Source organism: Pseudomonas sp. YuFO8, from assembly GCF_035065025.1.
GTDB lineage: Bacteria > Pseudomonadota > Gammaproteobacteria > Pseudomonadales > Pseudomonadaceae > Aquipseudomonas > Aquipseudomonas putida_AE.
This window is the reverse complement of sequence record NZ_JAXDEQ010000010.1, coordinates 58460-73439: the sequence shown is the minus strand read 5'-3', so window position 1 is coordinate 73439 and position 14980 is coordinate 58460. Positions and strand designations below refer to the sequence as shown.

13 protein-coding genes are annotated in these 14980 nt (G+C 61.1%); 8 read left to right on the top strand and 5 right to left on the bottom strand.

Features of this window, described 5'->3' with window-relative positions; genetic code table 11:
- Positions 1-2: 2 nt before the first annotated feature.
- The 3 genes from SOP95_RS11395 to fdnG are packed head-to-tail and all read right to left on the bottom strand — an operon-like array spanning position 3 to position 4663.
- Positions 3-665: a formate dehydrogenase subunit gamma gene (locus SOP95_RS11395; RefSeq protein ID WP_323607162.1), complete on the bottom strand. Its 663-nt coding sequence runs from the start codon at positions 663-665 to the stop codon at positions 3-5.
- Entirely contained in the window at positions 662-1597 is a 936-nt protein-coding gene (fdxH, locus tag SOP95_RS11390; RefSeq protein ID WP_274077295.1) for a formate dehydrogenase subunit beta, read from the bottom strand. The genes SOP95_RS11395 and fdxH overlap by 4 nt, the downstream gene beginning before the upstream one ends.
- A complete protein-coding gene (gene fdnG / locus SOP95_RS11385; RefSeq protein ID WP_323607161.1) occupies positions 1598-4663 on the bottom strand; it encodes a formate dehydrogenase-N subunit alpha in 3066 nt (1021 codons plus the stop codon).
- A gap of 307 nt (positions 4664-4970) precedes the next feature.
- Here fdnG and SOP95_RS11380 point away from each other — a divergent pair, with 307 nt between their 5' ends.
- Positions 4971-6125 carry a MalY/PatB family protein gene (locus SOP95_RS11380; RefSeq protein ID WP_323607160.1) on the top strand — a complete coding sequence of 385 codons (1155 nt, stop codon included), beginning with the start codon at positions 4971-4973 and terminating at the stop codon, positions 6123-6125.
- A gap of 33 nt (positions 6126-6158) precedes the next feature.
- On the opposite strand, the gene SOP95_RS11375 is transcribed toward SOP95_RS11380, so the two are convergent.
- Complete coding sequence (locus SOP95_RS11375; protein WP_323607159.1) at positions 6159-7391, bottom strand: MFS transporter; 1233 nt, start codon at positions 7389-7391, stop codon at positions 6159-6161.
- Between the two features lie 232 nt (positions 7392-7623).
- Between SOP95_RS11375 and efeU the strand changes: the two genes are divergently transcribed.
- The 4 genes from efeU (at position 7624) to efeO (SOP95_RS11355) (ending at position 11946) form a co-directional block, all read left to right on the top strand.
- Entirely contained in the window at positions 7624-8469 is an 846-nt protein-coding gene (efeU, locus tag SOP95_RS11370; protein ID WP_323607158.1) for an iron uptake transporter permease EfeU, read from the top strand.
- 102 nt (positions 8470-8571) lie between these two features.
- Positions 8572-9777: an iron uptake system protein EfeO gene (gene efeO / locus SOP95_RS11365; RefSeq protein WP_323607157.1), complete on the top strand. Its 1206-nt coding sequence runs from the start codon at positions 8572-8574 to the stop codon at positions 9775-9777.
- 18 nt (positions 9778-9795) lie between these two features.
- Positions 9796-11094: an iron uptake transporter deferrochelatase/peroxidase subunit gene (efeB, locus tag SOP95_RS11360; protein ID WP_323607156.1), complete on the top strand. Its 1299-nt coding sequence runs from the start codon at positions 9796-9798 to the stop codon at positions 11092-11094.
- Positions 11095-11121: 27 nt separating this feature from the next.
- Positions 11122-11946 (top strand): iron uptake system protein EfeO, encoded by an 825-nt coding sequence (efeO, locus tag SOP95_RS11355; RefSeq protein ID WP_323607155.1) that lies wholly within the window; start codon positions 11122-11124, stop codon positions 11944-11946.
- 130 nt (positions 11947-12076) lie between these two features.
- Here efeO (SOP95_RS11355) and pssA read toward each other — a convergent pair whose 3' ends face one another.
- Entirely contained in the window at positions 12077-13420 is a 1344-nt protein-coding gene (pssA, locus tag SOP95_RS11350) for a CDP-diacylglycerol--serine O-phosphatidyltransferase (RefSeq protein ID WP_323607154.1), read from the bottom strand.
- Between the two features lie 217 nt (positions 13421-13637).
- Here pssA and SOP95_RS11345 point away from each other — a divergent pair, with 217 nt between their 5' ends.
- From SOP95_RS11345 to SOP95_RS11335, 3 genes are read left to right on the top strand one after another with little or no spacing between them, the layout of a single operon-like run.
- Positions 13638-14201 carry a TetR/AcrR family transcriptional regulator gene (locus SOP95_RS11345; RefSeq protein ID WP_323607153.1) on the top strand — a complete coding sequence of 188 codons (564 nt, stop codon included), beginning with the start codon at positions 13638-13640 and terminating at the stop codon, positions 14199-14201.
- Between the two features lie 57 nt (positions 14202-14258).
- Positions 14259-14735 (top strand): nuclear transport factor 2 family protein, encoded by a 477-nt coding sequence (locus tag SOP95_RS11340; protein ID WP_323607152.1) that lies wholly within the window; start codon positions 14259-14261, stop codon positions 14733-14735.
- Positions 14736-14760: 25 nt separating this feature from the next.
- Positions 14761-14946 carry a hypothetical protein gene (locus SOP95_RS11335; protein WP_323607230.1) on the top strand — a complete coding sequence of 62 codons (186 nt, stop codon included), beginning with the start codon at positions 14761-14763 and terminating at the stop codon, positions 14944-14946.
- The last annotated feature ends 34 nt before the right edge of the window (positions 14947-14980 follow it).

The following is a 14980-nucleotide window of genomic DNA, read 5'->3' as shown; positions in this document are numbered from 1 at the left end:
CGTTATCCTTTTTTGCCCAGCGGTGGGTCGGGACGCGGACGCTCGTCGTCACGGGTCACTTCGCGGTACCAGAGTTCGTGATGTTTCCTGGCCCAGGCGCGGCTGACCCAGCCATGCAGCATGGCGTTGACCGAGCCCTTGACCCAGATGCCGGCGTAGATGTGCACGATGATGCAGAGGATCAGCACGAAACCCGCCAGCGCGTGCAGCAGCATCGCCCAGCGAATCGTGGTGATGCCGAAGTACTCGCTGAAATACGCGCGCCAGATCACCAGCCCCGTGAACAGCAGTCCCAACATGCACAGCAGTAAAGTCCAGAACAGCAGCTTCTGCCCGGGGTTGTACTTGCCGATGGGAGGCACGCCCTCCTCTTCGTTTTTCATCACCCGGTCGATGCGCCGCAGCCACAGGCGATCGTTGTTGATGAAGTAGTTGGCGCGCCAGAACTGCACCACCAACCCGAGGAACAAAACGAACATCACCACGCCCATGAACGGGTGCAGGATGCGCGTCCAGGGCCCGCCACCGAACAGGTGGCTCAGCCAGAACAGCGCCGGATGAAACAGCGCCAGCCCGGACAGCCCCGCCATGAAAAACAGGATCGCCACCAGCCAGTGGTTGGTGCGCTGGTTGGCGGTATAGCGCAGGATCTGTTTGCGGATCATGGCCTGTCCTCCCGCTTCGGATCATAGGTGTGCACCGTCGGATCGACTTCATGTACGGCAGGATCGATGGGCGGCGGCAGCTCATCCTCCTCGACCACCTGCGGGCCGACGCGCACGTAGTGGAAAAATCCGGCCAGTACCGCCAGTCCCATGGCCAACAGGCCCAGGGGTTTGCTCACACCTTTCCACAGATCGACCAACGGGCTGATCACCGGATCGCTCGGCAGGCCGGCGTACAGCTTCGGCGTGTCGGCGTGGTGCAACACATACATCACGTGAGTGCCGCCGACACCGGCAGGGTCGTACAGCCCGGCGTTGTCGAAGCCGCGGCTTTTGAGGTCGACGATGCGTTCGGCGGCGTGTTCCTTCATGTCCTGCTTGGAGCCGAACACGATGGCGCCGGTCGGACAGGTTTTCACGCAGGCCGGTTCCAGCCCCACCGCCACCCGATCCGAGCACAGGGTGCATTTGTAGGCCTTGTGGTCCTTTTGCGAGATGCGCGGAATGTTGAACGGGCAACCGGTGATGCAGTAGCCGCAGCCGATGCAGTGATCCTGGTTGAAATCGACGATGCCGTTGGCGTGCTTGATGATCGCCCCGGGACTGGGGCACGCGGCCAGGCAACCGGGTTCGGCGCAGTGCATGCAGCCGTCCTTGCGGATCAGCCATTCGAGGTTGCCGGCGTCGGTTTCGTGCTCGGTGAAACGCATCAGGGTCCAGGTTTCTGCAGTCAGGTCCTGGGGGTTGTCGTAGGTGCCGAGGTTGTGGCCGACCTCGTCGCGCAGCTCGTTCCATTCCGAGCAGGCGACCTGGCAGGCCTTGCAGCCAATGCACTTGGTGGTGTCGATCAGCTTGGCGACTTCCTCCTGGTCGCGTACCGATGGGGGCACGGTGGTGGTGGCCGAGCGGGCAATGATGTCTTGGCTGGCCATTTAGACTTTCTCCACGTTGACCAGGAATGACTTGGATTCCGGGGTCTGGGTGTTGCCATCGCCGAGGAACGGCACCAGGGTGTTGGTCAGGTAGCCGTGGCGCGTGAGCCCGGTGAAGCCCCAGTGCAACGGGATACCGATCTGGTGCACCACCTGGTTGTTGACCTGCAGCGGACGAATCCGCTTGGTCACCACCGCCACCGCTTCGATGAAGCCACGCTTGCTGCTGACCCGCACCCGGTCGCCGGCGACGATGCCTTTTTCCCTGGCCAGCACTTCGCCGATCTCGACGAACTGCTCGGGCTGGGTGATCGCGTTGAGCTTGCAGTGCTTGCTCCAGAAGTGGAAATGCTCGGTCAGCCGGTAGCTGGTGGCGGCGTACGGGTAGTCCTTGGCCACGCCCAGGGAATCCCAGACCGAATCGAAGATCCGCGCCGCCGGGTTGCTGGTGGCTTTCTTGTTCTGCGGGTGCAGCGGGTTGATGCCGATCGGCGTCTCGAACGGCTCGTAGTGCTCGGGGAATGGGCCTTCGTTCATCTTGTCGACGGCGAAGAACCGCGCCACGCCTTCGGGGTTCATGATGAACGGATTCATCCCCGCTTCCGGCGCCACGTCAGCCTTGAAGTCCGGTACATCCGTACCGGCCCAGGCCTTGCCGTTCCACCACACCAGGCGTTTTTTCTCATCCCAGGGCTTGCCTTGCGGGTCGGCCGAAGCGCGGTTGTAGAGAATCCGCCGGTTCGCCGGCCAGGCCCAGGCCCAACCCTGGTGCTGGTGCATGCCATAGGGGTCGTTGTTGTCGCGTCGGGCCATCTGGTTGCCGGTTTCGGTCCAGCTGCCGCAGAAAATCCAGCAACCGGACGCCGTGCCGCCGTCGTCCTTGAGCTGGCCGAACCCGGCCAGTTGCGTATTGCCCTTGATCAGCGCCCCGGTGGCGTCGGTAAAGTCGGTGACAGCGTAGCCGTTGACCTCCTTGGCCAGTTCTTCCGGTGACGGTTCGTCCGGAACCTTGTACGGCCACGACAGTTTCAGCAGCGGGTCGGGAAAGGCCCCGCCATCGGCCTGATAGCGCTGGCGCAGGCGCAGGAACAGCTCGCTCATGATGCGGATGTCGGTGTACGCCTCCCCAGGGCCGTCGGCGCCCTTCCAGTGCCATTGCAGCCAGCGACTGCTGTTGACCAGCGAGCCGTCTTCCTCGGCAAAACAGGTGGTGGGCAGGCGAATCACTTCGGTCTGGATGTCGGCGCTGTTGACGTCGTTGTACGGCCCGACCTTTTGCCAGAACTCCGAGGTTTCGGTGGCCAGCGGATCCATCACCACCAGCCACTTGAGCTTGGCCAGCGCGGCCATCACGCGGTTCTTGTCCGGCAACGCCGCAATCGGGTTGAAGCCCTGGCACATGTAGCCGTTGACCTTGCCCTGGCCCATCAGGTCGAACACCTTGAGGATGTCGTAGTTGGGAATGTCCAGTTTCGGCAGATAGTCGTACGCCCAGTTGTTTTCCAGTGTGGCATTGGCGCCGTACCAGGCTTTCATCAGGCTCACGTGGAATTTGCTGTAGTTCTGCCAGTAGGACAGTTGCCCGGGCCGCAGCGGTTTCTGCGTGCGCTTGAGGATGTAGGCGTTGTAGTCCTGCTCGGCATCGCCGGCCAGCGTGAGATAACCCGGCAGCGCGTTGGACAGCAGGCCCAGGTCGGTCAGGCCCTGGATATTGGAATGCCCGCGCAAGGCATTCACGCCCCCGCCCGGCATGCCGACATTGCCCAGCAACAGTTGCACCATCGCCGCGCTGCGGATGATCTGCGCGCCGATCGAGTGCTGGGTCCAACCCAGCGCATAGAGGATGGTCATGGTCTTGCCCGGCGTCGAGCAAGTGGCGATCTCCTCCCAGATTTTCTGCATGGCGTCGACCGGCATGCCGCAAATCTGGCTCGCCAGTTCGATGTTGTAGCGGCTGTAATGCTGCTTCATCAGTTGATAGACGCAGCGCGGGTCCTGCAAGGTCGGGTCGACTTTGGCAAAACCGTCTTCACCGAGTTCATAGCCCCAGCCGGACTTGTCCGTGTACGTACGCTTGGCCGCGTCATAGCCACTGAAAATCCCGTCCTCGAAGCCATAGCCGGCTTTGACGATGAACGATACGTCGGTGTAGTTGCGCACGTATTCGTGCTGGATCTTGTCCTCGGTCAACAGGTAATTGATCAACCCGCCCATGAAGGCGATGTCGGTACCGGTGCGGATCGGCGCGTAATAATCGGCCACCGAGGCGGTCCGGGTAAAACGCGGATCGACCACGATCAGCCGCGCCTTGTTGTGCGCCTTGGCTTCGGTCACCCATTTGAAGCCACATGGGTGCGCTTCTGCTGCGTTGCCGCCCATCACCAGGACCAGGTTCGCGTTGGCGATATCGGTCCAGTGGTTGGTCATGGCTCCACGGCCGTACGTCGGGGCAAGACTTGCCACCGTCGGGCCGTGTCAGACACGCGCCTGGTTATCGAACCCCAGCATGCCGAGGCTGCGCACCACCTTGTGGGTGATGTAGCCCGCTTCGTTGGACGCCGCCGATGCCGCGAGAAAACCCGTGGTGAGCCAGCGGTTGACCGTCTGGCCCTGGTCGTTCTTCTCGATGAAGTTGGCGTCGCGGTCGGCCTTCATCAGGTCGGCGACGCGATCGAGCGCTTCATCCCAGGAAATGCGCGTCCACTCACTGCTGCCGGGCTTGCGCACCTGCGGGTATTGCAGGCGGCCGGGGCTGTGAATGAAGTCGAGCAAACCTGCGCCTTTGGGGCACAGGGTGCCGCGGTTGACCGGGTGGTCGGCGTCGCCTTCGATATGGATGATGTTTTGCGCGACGTTCTTGGCAGTATCGCCCTGGCTGTACATGATCAACCCGCAACCGACCGAGCAATACGGGCAGGTGTTACGGGTTTCATGGGTGTGGGCGAGCTTGAAGTGGCGCACCTGCTCGGCGAAGGCGGCAGTCGGGGCCATGCCCAACGCGCCCAGGCTCGAGCCTGCAAGGCCGATACCGGCGACCTTGAAGAACTGACGACGGCTGAGGTCCATCGTGCACTCCTGATCAGGTGGAAATCCGCTGCTTTGGCGGGTTTTTCTGGACAATCACGGTGGCGGCAGTCTGGCTACCGCCTCTTGAATTTTAGACAAGGCTGTCGAATTCACCATGAGAACCGACCGTCGGGCGACGCGCCCCCTGTAGGAGCTGCCGAGTGCAACGAGGCTGCGATCTTTTGATTTTTTTAAAGCAAGATCAAAAGATCGCAGCCTGCGGCAGCTCCTACAGGTCCCGCTCGCTCCCACAGGGATTGGCGCTTATCATGGCCACCATGATTAACCGGCCTTTACGAGACTGCGCATGACTTTCGATTTTGATCAGGTGTTCGATCGCCACGACACTGGCAGCACCAAATGGAGCCGCTACCCGGCCGACGTGCTGCCGATGTGGGTCGCCGACATGGATTTCGCCGCGCCGCCGGTGATCGTCCAGGCCCTGCAAAAGCGCCTGGAACACCCGCTGCTGGGCTACAGCATGGCCAAGGACGATTTGCGCGAAGCCATCGTGGCCCATTTGTGGAACAAGTACGCCTGGCATGTCGAGCCGCAGGAGCTGATCTTCCTGCCGGGCGTCGAGTCGGGCTTCAACATGGCGCTCAAGGCGCTGGTACAGCCGGCACAGAACGTGGTCGTGCAAGTGCCGAACTACCCGCCCCTGCGTCACGCGCCAGGCCATTGGGGCCTGATCAAGGTCGAACTGACCTTCGACCCGCAGCCGGACGGCACCTACGCCACGCCACTGTCGACCTTGAACGAGTCCCTGCAAGGCGGCGGCGCGCTGCTGCTGAGCAACCCGCACAACCCGTTGGGCAAAACGTTCGGCCGCGAAGAACTGCTGGCCATTGCGGACATCTGCCTGGCCAACGAGGCCTGGATCATTTCCGACGAGATCCACGCCGAACTGTGCTTCGACGGCCGCCAGCACCTGCCGATGGCGTCCCTGAGCCCGCAAATCGCCCAGCGCACCATCACGTTGATGTCGGCCAGCAAGGCCTACAACATCGCCGGCATGAAGACCTCGTTCATGATCATCCAGGACCGCCACCTGCGCGAGAAGGTCAATCATGCCCGCTGCGGCATGGTCGATAGCGTCAACCCGCTGGGCATGGAAGCCACCCGCGTCGCCTACAGCGAAGCCGCGCCGTGGCTCGCCGCATTGAAAGACTACCTGCAAGCCAACCGCGATTACCTGGTCGACGCCGTGCGCAGCCGTTTGCCGGGCATCACCCTGAACGTGCCGCAAAGCACTTACCTGGCCTGGCTCGATTGCTCAGCGCTGGGGCTGGATAACCCGCAACAGTTCTTCCTCGAACAGGCCAAGGTCGGTCTGAGCCCTGGCATGGATTTCGGCAATGACTGCAAACAGTTCGTGCGCCTGAACTTCGGCTGCCCGCGGTCATTGCTGGAGGAAGGGATTGCGCGGATGGAGCGTAGTTTGCGGCATCGTAACGCTTGATCCTGTCATGTCCCGTAGGAGCCAGACTGGCTCCTACAGTTTTTGAGCTCGCCTTGGCATGACCGTAAAAGCCGCCAGCACAATCAACAGTGTTCCTACGGCACTGACGATTGCCGTGAGGGAAAGGGTCTGGGAGTAACCCACCAGCCCGCCGACGACTCCGCTTCCTAGATAAATGAAGGGGTGCAGTCCACTGGTAAAGAACGTATCGACCGCCACCACTTTGCCGAGGTCCTTCTCGGGAGAAAGTGTCTGCATCGCGGTGGCCCATCCCGTCAACCAGGCCGCTTCGACGATGCCCACGAAGGTCGCCCCCAGTATCGCCATCCAGAACGAGCTTCCCATGCCGAGAAGCGCCATCGCGCCAGCCAGCAGCAAGCCGCAGGCCACGGCAAGACTGATCAGTCGCTCATGGCCGCAAGCGAGAACCGTGATGACAGATCCAATGCACGCACCGAATCCCGATGCGGCCAGACACAGTCCCCACATTTCCTGACTGAAGCGATCGCTGATGGCATAGGGTGCGACGACCAGAAAAATCGGAAAGCACAATACGTTCACCACCAGCGTGGCTGCAAAACCCAGCGAGAGCATGGAATTGCCGGTAATAACGCTAATGCCGCTGACCGCTTCTCGGATCGAGATCCCCTCCTCGCACTCACGTCGCTCTATATCGGGCAACTTCGCCGTATAAACGGCAGCGCAAAAGAACGTCAGACCATCGATCAAGATGCCCCAGACCGGGTCCCAGAAAATGATGAACACGCCCAGCGTCGCGGGAAACAGCACAGCAACCAGGTTATCGACAAAGTTCATCGCACCATTGCCGGCAACCAGTGCTTGCTTGGGCAGCAAATTGACAAGCAGTACCTGGGCACACGGACGGGATACCCCGATGCCGATGCCAAAGATCAGATAGGCAAAGATCAGGCACCACCAAGGCGCACCGCAGAAGATCAGCGCCACGGCGGTGAGCTGCGCAATACCCCGAGCCGTATCGGTGTAAATCAGCACCTGTTTCGCCGACTGTCGATCCGCCAGCAAACCTCCGGCCAAGGCCCCCATCACGGTACCTACCCCGACTGCCGCCATGACAAAACCGAACACGTCCGCTGCGAATCCACTTCGAATAAGGGCTATCGGCAACGCGGCCAGGCAAATAGCGTCACCGGCCATCGAGAGGCTTTGACCGATGAGCAAATTGCGAAAAGATGAGACGTTCAGCGCTTCGGTATACGGTGAAAAGCGATCGACAATAGAGATCATGAGTAATCGTCCATGAGGCCCATGCTTGCGTCCTGATTTAAGTGCGTAGCGAGTTTGCCAGCGAAGGCGTCCTGAAGCCGGATGCAATATCCAGCGGCCCCATCGCCAGCAAGACGGCTAACATCTTAACGATTGTTCAGCTTAGGTTCAGGTAACTGTCAATCACTCCCATATGGGAATGAGTGTCATTATGTTACAACTTAGCACCCTATCTAATTCCCCACGGTGCTGAATGCTCGTTCCTTTCCTGATCATGCTGCGCGAAGGCATTGAAGCCGCTTTGATCGTTGGCATTATCGCCAGTTATCTCAAGCAGACCGGCCGCGGCCAATGGATGCCCGCGGTGTGGGTCGGGGTGTTCCTCGCCGCCGCCCTCGCGCTGTTGGTGGGCGGTGGCCTGGAGTTGGTCAGCGCCGAGTTTCCGCAGAAGCAGCAGGAGCTGTTTGAGGGTCTGGTCGGCCTGGTAGCGGTCGGCATTCTCAGTTCCATGGTGTTCTGGATGCGCAAGGTGGCGCGTTCGATCAAGCACTCGCTGCACGTTTCCCTCGACAACGCTCTGGCCGGTTCCCGGAACCAGGTGATCGCGCTGATCGCCATGGTGTTTTTCGCCGTGGCCCGCGAAGGCCTGGAGACGGTGTTTTTCCTGCTCGCGGTATTCCAGCAAAGCGAAGGCCCGTCGGCACCGATAGGCGCCCTGCTCGGCCTGGTGCTGGCCATCGTCGTCGGTTTCCTGATCTACAGCGGCAGCATGCGCCTCAATCTCTGCGCGTTTTTCCGCTGGACCGGGCTGTTCATCCTCGTGGTGGCGGCGGGAATCCTGGCCAACTCGGTGCAGGCGCTGCATGAGGCCGGGATCTGGAATCACTGGCAGACCGTGCTCTTCGATTTCAGCACCTCGCTGCCGATGGACGGCCCACTGGGTTCGGTGCTGGCCGGGATGTTCGGTTACCAGGACGCCCCGACCGTCAGCACCCTCGGGGCCTATCTGATTTATCTGCTGGTGGCGGCGGTCATGTTCTTCATCCCTGCACCGCGCCCCAGTAGGAGCGAGCTTGCTCGCGATGGTCGTGAACGATAACGCGCCAAACCAGATTTCCAGCGGCGCCCAATGGTTTTTCGCGAGCAAGCTCGCTCCTACAGGGTTAGTCCATTCCCCCGCTTCCAGTCAGTAAGGGCAACCATGCCAGATCAAACTCCACCCCAGGTCTCCCCACCCCGAGCCTTGCGCTGGGCGGTGGCCGGTTCGGTGATCGTGATGATCGCCGCCGGCGGCCTGTTCTACTATGCCGCGCAATTGGCCGCGGCCAAGCGCGAACGCCAGGCCAACCATGACCAGGTGCTGGTGACCATTGCCGGCCACAGCTGCGAGCCGAACGCCCTGACGGTGCCGGCCGGGCGTTCCAGTTTTCGCATCGTCAACCGCTCCGATCGCGCGGTCGAATGGGAAATCCTCGACGGTGTGCTGGTGATCGAGGAACGGGAAAACATCGCGCCGGGACTGAGCCAGGTGATCAACGCCAACCTGCTGCCCGGCGATTACACCATCACTTGCGGCCTGCTGAGCAACCCGCGCGGCACGCTGCACGTTACCCCGACGGCGGCGTCGGAAGCCGCCGCCAAGGCCGGGCCTGCCTTACTGGCGTTTGTCGGGCCGCTGTCGGAGTACCGCGTGTACCTGAGCACCCAGGGTTCGATGCTGACCAAGGCGGTCACGGCCCTGGAGCAAGCCATTGGGGCCGGCGACCTCGAACAGGCGCAGGCGCTGTACCTGCCCGCGCGCGCTGCATATCAGAGACTGGCGCCCGCCGCTCAACGCCTGGGGCAATTGGACAATACGATCAACGCCCGTGCGGACTACTTCGAAAAGCGCGAACAGGATCCGGGTTTCGTGGGCTTCCATCGCCTCGAATATGCGTTGTTCGAGCAACGCAACCTCGACGGCCTGGCACCGTTTGCCCAACGCCTGCTGACAGACGTCACGGCGCTCAAGCAACAGTTGCTGGCCCAGTCCCTGGCGCCGGAGCAACTGGTGAGCATCGCGGTGCGCAATCTCGACAACATCGCACAGGTAGGCGCCAGCACGGGCGAAGAGGAGCGCTACAGCCACAGCGACCTCAACGGCTTCGCCGGCAACCTGGACGCCAGCCGCAAGGTGGTCGAGCTGCTGCGCCCATTGCTGGGCAAATCCGCCGCGCCACTGCTGGCAAACATCGACACGGCCCTGGCCGACTTCGATGGCGAACTCAACGGCTTCAAGGTCGGCGACGGTTATGCCAGCTACGACAGCGTCAGCGCCGAACAACGCCAACAGATCGCCGACAAGGCCAAGGCACTGGCCGCCGCACTCGATGCCATAGACCCCGCCCTTGGCCTTTCCGGCCTGTAAGCAGAAGACGACTTTCAGATGAACGATTCAGAGCAATTCAACCTTCAACGCCGCCGGGTACTGATGGGCATGGGCGCCGCCGGTGTCGCACTGGCAGGTTCAGCCTTGAGCTGCCCGGCCATGGCCGCCAGCCCCGCGCAAGTGACCGAAGCACCGAGTAGTGAGCGCACCCAGGACCGCCACGAATTCCATGGCAAACACCAGAGCGGCATCGTCACCCCACGCCCGGCGTCCGGCATGCTGGTGGCCTTTGATGTGCTGGCCAGCGATCGCGATGACCTGGAGCGGCTGTTTCGCACCCTGAACCAACGCATTGCGTTTTTGATGAAGGGCGGCCCGGTGGCTCAGGTCGATCCGAAACTGCCCCCGGTGGATTCGGGGATTCTCGGGCCGGTGGTCACGCCGGATAACCTGACCATCACCGTGTCTGTGGGCGCATCGCTGTTCGACGAGCGTTTCGGCCTGAGCGACGTCAAGCCCAAGCGTTTGATCCGGATGGTCGGCTTCCCCAACGATGCGCTGGAAGCTGATTGCTGCCACGGCGACTTGAGCATCCAGTTCTGCGCCAACACCGCCGATACCAACATCCACGCCCTGCGCGACATCGTGAAGAATCTGCCGGACTTGCTCCTGGTGCGCTGGAAGCAGGAAGGCAGCGTGCCGCCCCAGGCCCCGACCAAACCGGGTTTGCCGGCACAGAGCGCGCGCAACTTCCTGGGTTTTCGCGACGGTTCGGCCAACCCCGATTCCAACAACGCCCAAGCCATGGACCGCATCGTCTGGGTTCAGCCCGGCAGCGACGAGCCGGCCTGGGCGGCCAATGGCAGCTATCAGGCGGTGCGGATTATCCGCAATTTCGTCGAGCGCTGGGACCGTACGCCGCTGCAGGAACAGGAAAGCATTCTGGGCCGGGTCAAGGCCAGCGGTGCGCCCATGGGCGGCCAGCATGAATCGCAAGTCCCCGACTACGGCAAGGACCCCCAAGGCAAGCTGACCCGGCTCGACGCGCATATCCGCCTGGCCAACCCGCGCACCGCCGCGACCCAGGCCAACCTGATCCTGCGCCGGCCCTTCAACTATTCCAACGGTGTAAACAAGAACGGCCAACTCGACATGGGTCTGCTCTTCATCTGTTACCAGGCCGATCTGGAGAAAGGCTTCATTGCCGTGCAAACCCGACTCAACGGCGAACCGCTGGAGGAATACCTCAAGCCAGTCGGCGGCGGGTACTTCTTCACCCTGCCGGGTGTCACCGGTGACCAGGATTTCCTGGGCCGCTCGCTGCTTGAAGCCACACAAGCCAAAACAACAATCTGACCACCACAACCCTGACGGAACCGCCCCATGAAAAAGTCGCCACTCGCGTTATTGCTGACCCTAGGCTTGCTCAACTCCCCGCTTTCGGCATTCGCGGCAACGGCGCCGCTGGAGTTGGTGCAGCCGATTTCGGACTACAAGATCTACGTCACCGAGCAACTGGATGAACTGGCCAGCCACACCCGGCAGTTCACTGACGCGGTGAAAAAAGGCGACCTGGCGACCGCGAAAAAACTCTATGCGCCGACGCGCGTCTACTACGAGTCGATCGAGCCGATCGCCGAGCTGTTCAGTGACCTCGATGCCTCGATCGACTCCCGCGTCGACGACCACGAAAAAGGCGTGACAGCCGAAGACTTCACCGGCTTCCACCGCATCGAGTACTCGCTGTTCTCGCAAAACAGCACCCAGGGCCTGGGGGAACTCGCCGATGGCTTGAACAAGGACGTCACAGACCTGCAAACCCGCGTCGCCGGCCTGACCTTCCCGCCGGAAAAAGTCGTCGGCGGCGCCGCGGCGCTGCTGGAAGAAGTCGCCGCGACCAAGATCTCCGGCGAGGAAGACCGCTACAGCCACACCGACCTTTATGACTTCCAGGGCAATATCGACGGGGCGAAGAAGATCGTCGACCTGTTCCGGGCGCAGATCGAGCAGCAGGACGCGGCGTTTGTGGCCAAGGTCGATAAGAACTTTGCCACGGTGGACAAGATCCTGGCGAAGTACAAAACCCAGGATGGTGGTTTCGAGACTTACGACAAGGTGAAGGAGAATGATCGCAAGGCGTTGGTTGGGCCGGTGAATACGCTGGCTGAGGATTTGTCGACGTTGCGGGGAAAGTTGGGGTTGAACTGAGACTTGTAGCGTCTGGGCGGACGCTTTCGCTGGCAAGCCAGCTCCTACAGGGTTTTAGGTCGATCACGTAATTATGTGATCGACGTTGAACCTGTAGGAGCTGGCTTGCCAGCGAAGCTTTTTTTCGGTCTTACAGAATGCGGTAAAGCAACCGCTCAACCCTCACCCTGCTCACCCGTTTGAGAAACTTTGCCACCCCCGCCGGGTAATCCGGCAGGGTTTGCAGGTCCTGGTAGCGCTCGATGCGCCGGGTGTGCTGGAAAATCTGCGCAAGCTCAGTGCGGCGCGGTTCCAGCAGTTCGTTGTGCGGATCGTCGATCAGCAAGGCGTTTTCCAGGTCGAGACGAAACGCCCGCGGGTTGAGGTTATTGCCGGTCAGCAAGGTGTAGCGCTGATCGACCCACATGCCCTTGAGGTGATAAGTGTTGTCGCCGTCCTTCCACAGGTGCAGGTTCAACTGGCCGCTGTCGATGTTGCGCTGATGCCGCTTGGCAAAACGGCGCAGGCTGATCTCGTACAGATACGGCAGCGCCGAAATCACCTTGAACGGTTCGCTCGGCGGGATGTAGAAATCGTTGGCGGTCTTGTCACCGACCACGATGTCGATCTTCACCCCCCTGGCCAGCGCCCGATTGATCTCCCGGGTCACCGCCAATGGCAGGTTGAAGTAAGGCGTGCAGATGGTCAGCTGATGCTTGGCACTGGCAATCAGCTCGATGATCACCCGGCTCAACGGGTTGTTCTTGCCGACGCCCAGTAACGGGCTGACCGACAATCCACTTTTATCCGTAGAGCCCTGGGTGGTGTCGTAGGCCGCGTGCTTGAGGCGGCTACGCAGGTCGCCGATGTCATTGCGCAGGCTGCGGGTGGTCGGCAGGTTTGGCAGGTCCAGGCGATGCACCGCCTTGGAGGCCACCAGGCCGTGTTGCACCAGGTGATGCATCGAGTCGGCCAAGGCGCGGTTGTGCAGCAGGTGGTAACGGTCGTAACGGTACTTGTCGAACTGGTGCAGGTAGACGTTATTCAGGCTCGCACCGCTGTAGAGCACGCAGTCATCGATGACAAAACCCTTCAGGTGCAGCACGCCGAATAGCTCGCGGGTCTGCACCGGTACGCCATACACCGGCACGACGCTTTCACGGGTGCGGGTCATTTCCTGATACCAGGCCGAGTTGCCCGGCTGCTTGCCGGCACCGATCAGCCCGCGCTGGGCGCGCAGCCAGTCAACGACCACCACCACGTCCAGGTGCGGACGCGCCAGTTTGGCCGCGTGCAAGGCATCGAGAATTTCCTGGCCGGCCTCGTCCTGTTGCAGGTACAGCGCGACGATATAGATGCGCTGGGTGGCGCTGGCGATTTTTTCCAGCAGGCAACGACGGAACTCGGCGGCGCCAGAGAGGATGGTGACGGCATCGGCGGTCAGCGGAAAACTGCGCAGTTTAGGCAGCAGGGAGCGTTTGAAAAGCGACGGCATAGGGCTCGCAATGGGTCGAATCCGAAGAGCTTGAGAGCTTACACCATCGTTCGGTTTGGGTCTTGTTGGTGTCTGATCGGACGCCTTCGCTGGCAAGCCAGCTCCTACAGTTTGATCGCACTCCCCTGTAGGAGCTGGCTTGCCAGCGAAGGCTTTTTAATGAACGCCGCAAAAATAACATTTGACCAAGGAGAACGATCGTTCTACTGTTGGCCACATGAACGAAATCAATAGCAATGACACCCGCGACATCATCCTGGATGTCACCGAAAAGTTGATCTACAAAAGTGGCATTTCCGCCACTGGCATGGATCTCCTGGTGAAAACCGCCGGCGTCTCCAGAAAGAGTATCTACCGCTACTTCGCCAACAAGGAGGAACTGGTCGTCGCCGCCCTGCAACGCCGGGACCAACGCTGGATGCACTGGTACAGAAGCGAAGTCGACCAGGCACCCACCCCGGCCGAGCGCTTGCTCAACCTGTTTACCGTGCTCAAGGCCTGGTTCGCCTGCGAAGGCTTCCGCGGCTGTGCATTCATCAACACCAGCGGCGAAACCGGCGACCCGCAAGACCCGGTTCGCCTGGTCGCCAAAGACCACAAGCAGAAGCTGCTCGACTACGTGTGCGAGCTGTGTACCGAATATGGCGCCGAGGATCCGCAGATGCTGGCCAAGCAGCTGCTGATCCTGATCGACGGAGCCATCACCGTCGCACTTGTCATGGGTGACTACAGTGCCGCCGATAATGCGCAATGCATGGCGCGAAAGTTATTGGACCTGTAAGTACAACATCAAGTACCGACAACTTGTTTGAACTTTAACTTGCTAGGGAGACATGAAATGTCTAACGCCGAAGTCCGTCCGCCATTGCCGCCATTTACCCGTGAATCGGCCATCGAAAAAGTGCGCCTGGCCGAAGATGGCTGGAACTCCCGCGATCCGGAACGTGTATCGCTGGCCTACACCCTGGACACGAAATGGCGCAACCGCGCCGAGTTCGCCAACAACCGAGAAGAAGCCAAGGGCTTCCTGACGCGCAAATGGGCCAAGGAACTGGACTATCGGCTGATCAAGGAGCTCTGGGCCTTCACCGACAACCGCATCGCCGTGCGATATGCCTATGAATGGCACGACGATTCGGGCAACTGGTTCCGCTCCTACGGCAATGAAAACTGGGAGTTCAACGAGGACGGCCTGATGGCCCGGCGCTTCGCCTGCATCAACGACATGCCGATCAAGGAAAGCGATCGCAAGTTCCACTGGCCGCTGGGACGTCGGCCTGACGATCACCCGAGCCTGTCGGACCTCGGCCTGTAACACCGCCCCCCTTGTAGGAGCGAGCTTGCTCGCGATGAACGTCAACGATAACGCGCGCTTTCTGGCTAAACGCGGCGTTCTCCAGTCCATCGCGAGCAAGCTCGCTCCTACAACGATTTGGGTGTTTCAGGCGCAATCTGCTGCTGCGCTGTCGGCACAGCAACAGTTCAAGCTAAAAGGGGCCAGCCAGGTCGCAGCCAGAGTTGGATAAAGGTAAGATACCGGCCCTTCCCCGCAGCCCTTTG

What these genes read in the sequence shown, in the direction of transcription:
- SOP95_RS11395 (WP_323607162.1), bottom strand. Translation starts at nt 665, where the DNA reads ATGATCCGCAAACAGATCCTGCGCTATACCGCCAACCAGCGCACCAAC.
- fdxH (WP_274077295.1), bottom strand. Translation starts at nt 1,597, where the DNA reads ATGGCCAGCCAAGACATCATTGCCCGCTCGGCCACCACCACCGTGCCC.
- SOP95_RS11380 (WP_323607160.1), top strand. Translation starts at nt 4,971, where the DNA reads ATGACTTTCGATTTTGATCAGGTGTTCGATCGCCACGACACTGGCAGC.
- SOP95_RS11375 (WP_323607159.1), bottom strand. Translation starts at nt 7,391, where the DNA reads ATGATCTCTATTGTCGATCGCTTTTCACCGTATACCGAAGCGCTGAAC.
- efeU (WP_323607158.1), top strand. Translation starts at nt 7,624, where the DNA reads ATGCTCGTTCCTTTCCTGATCATGCTGCGCGAAGGCATTGAAGCCGCT.
- efeO (WP_323607157.1), top strand. Translation starts at nt 8,572, where the DNA reads ATGCCAGATCAAACTCCACCCCAGGTCTCCCCACCCCGAGCCTTGCGC.
- efeB (WP_323607156.1), top strand. Translation starts at nt 9,796, where the DNA reads ATGAACGATTCAGAGCAATTCAACCTTCAACGCCGCCGGGTACTGATG.
- efeO (WP_323607155.1), top strand. Translation starts at nt 11,122, where the DNA reads ATGAAAAAGTCGCCACTCGCGTTATTGCTGACCCTAGGCTTGCTCAAC.
- pssA (WP_323607154.1), bottom strand. Translation starts at nt 13,420, where the DNA reads ATGCCGTCGCTTTTCAAACGCTCCCTGCTGCCTAAACTGCGCAGTTTT.
- SOP95_RS11345 (WP_323607153.1), top strand. Translation starts at nt 13,638, where the DNA reads ATGAACGAAATCAATAGCAATGACACCCGCGACATCATCCTGGATGTC.
- SOP95_RS11340 (WP_323607152.1), top strand. Translation starts at nt 14,259, where the DNA reads ATGTCTAACGCCGAAGTCCGTCCGCCATTGCCGCCATTTACCCGTGAA.